Genomic DNA, 249 nt, shown 5'->3' on the forward strand with positions numbered 1-249 from the left:
ATCCGTTTTCTCTTTCTCCTATTCTCAGTGTTGCTGTTCTTTGTGTCGGGTAAAATGAATTAGAGCTTATAACCAGATTATTATTAATATAGAACAAACTTGTTCCGTTTGAAAATCTTGTAAAAACAAAATAATTCCATTGATTATTATTAAAAGAGCTTGTTGTTTTCCCCAATTCTGTTGATCCAGTCCCACTACCAGTTGACACAACAACCTTGCCACTATTTTCCAAATATATAGATAATCCAC

General features: G+C 32.5%; 1 protein-coding gene. It reads right to left on the bottom strand.

Going from position 1 to position 249, the window contains the following annotated elements; genetic code table 11:
* On the bottom strand, nt 1–249 hold a 249-nt coding region (locus FQ664_RS26560; RefSeq protein WP_144175961.1), incomplete at both ends, for a LamG domain-containing protein.

The organism is Pseudomonas persica, assembly GCF_900291015.1.
Lineage (GTDB): Bacteria > Pseudomonadota > Gammaproteobacteria > Pseudomonadales > Pseudomonadaceae > Aquipseudomonas.